We start from the raw sequence: 1,671 nt of genomic DNA on the forward strand, positions 1-1,671 counted from the left end.
GTTTTCTTGTTCCTTTTGGCTTTTTAATTTATCCTCAGCATAATTAATTGTTTGTTGATTATTATCATCTGAGAGTTCTTGATAAATTGGCAAAATTTCTGTATCTGTTAAATATTCAAATGAAACATTTAGTGCATCAGCTAATTGTCTCAAATTTTCATCTTTAGGGTTTCTGGACCAATGTCAAATATTTAGACACAAAATGAGCTATATTTTCTTAAAATAATTTTCTTCTTTCTGATTTGGAGTTAAACCCTTGTTGGCGGAATGAGGATTATAATTGTTATAAAATTGTTCGATGTATTCAAAGCAAGAGAGTTGAACTTCTTGAATGGAGTGATAAGTTCATAATTACATTAACGCAAAAAAATATGTTCAAACTTTGACCGAAGATGAAGTTAAAAATTTGTGTTTTGAAGTCAAAGATTTATACGAAGATGTCTTAAAAGAATTTGAAATTAAGCTCTAATTTTTTTCAAAAAGGGGGATTGGGGGACACCACCAAAAATAAAAATATTCGTCTGAAACGAACAAAAATAAAATTGGAAATTTTAGATTTTGTGAGTGAAAGATGAATACTTTTTACTGTACTTGGGTACCCAAGTGCGAAGTTCACTAAAGACACTAACCCCCTATTTTGAGCTTTTAGAGTTGACAGATATTTGTGGGTTGACAAGATGAAAATAATCGAAAATCGTGAGAGAAGTATACAGAAAAAATTTCGTAAATGAAAAAGAGAACGAAAGAATTAAATTGATGATGAGAAAAACTGGTATCACTAATTTTTCTATTTTTGCTAGACGAGCCTGTTGCAATAAAGAGATTTTTTCTATTGATTTTTCAGAATATAAAAATATTATTTCTGAAATTTCTGCGACAAAATCTGAACTAAAACGTATCGGAAATAATATCAATCAAATTGCTAAACATTTAAACGAAAATAAAAATAATCAGACTGAAAGTTTGATGTCTGATTATCAAAATCAGTTAGAAAGTTTGGAAGAAAAAATTCAAAAAGTGGTTCATTATATTTCGGAGGGCTAGAAAAAATGACAGTGATTTATATGCCAAAACAATCGAACGGAACGGTTCATTCCGCAAAAGATTTAAAACAACTCATTGATTATGTGATGAACTCCGAAAAAACAAATGACTTTGAATATGTTTCCGGTCAAAATATTTTAGATATTCATTCAACCTGTGATGAAATGTTAGCGACACGAACAATGGCTATCGCTTTAAAAAACAAGCCACAAAAAAATGAAAGGTTCGGTTATCATTTTGTCCAATCTTTTTCTCCTGATGACCATTTAACCCCTGAACAAGTTCATGAAATTGGTTGTAAAACCATGAAAGAATATCTCGGAAATTCTGCGGAATTTATCATCGCCACTCATACCGATAAACCACACCTGCATAATCATATTGTTTTAAATGCAACTGACCCTTTAACTTTAAATAAATTTCAACAAAAAAAAAATGATTTGGAACGATTGAAAGAAATTTCTGATAACATTTCTAAAGAATATGGTTGTAAAATTATTGACCGTCCTGAACAAAAATTAGGAAACTCTCACAAAAATTATTTGGTCTATCTTGCTAAAAATTCTTACCGAAAAGAGATTAAAAACAAACTTGAATTTTTAATGAACCATTCTCACACTTGGGAAG

The 1,671-nt window shown here is 29.8% G+C and carries 2 protein-coding genes and 1 pseudogene; 2 read left to right on the forward strand and 1 reads right to left on the reverse strand.

The genetic code is table 11. The annotated features are described in order from the left end of the window. Window positions 1-207: 207 nt before the first annotated feature. Window positions 208-342: pseudogene (locus ABZV77_RS42615) on the reverse strand (IS3 family transposase); the annotation flags it as partial. A 354-nt stretch (window positions 343-696) separates the two neighbouring features. Between ABZV77_RS42615 and mobC the strand changes: the two are divergent. Together mobC and ABZV77_RS42625 are read left to right on the forward strand one after the other, a co-directional pair. Further along, complete coding sequence (gene mobC / locus ABZV77_RS42620; RefSeq protein WP_356268780.1) at window positions 697-1,044, forward strand: plasmid mobilization relaxosome protein MobC; 348 nt, start codon at window positions 697-699, stop codon at window positions 1,042-1,044. A 20-nt stretch (window positions 1,045-1,064) separates the two neighbouring features. After that, window positions 1,065-1,671, forward strand: a 607-nt coding sequence (locus tag ABZV77_RS42625; protein WP_356268782.1) for a relaxase/mobilization nuclease domain-containing protein, incomplete at its 3' end; no start/stop codon positions are given.

The sequence above is a fragment of the Streptomyces sp. NPDC004732 genome (genome assembly GCF_040609235.1).
Taxonomy (GTDB): domain Bacteria; phylum Actinomycetota; class Actinomycetes; order Streptomycetales; family Streptomycetaceae; genus Streptomyces.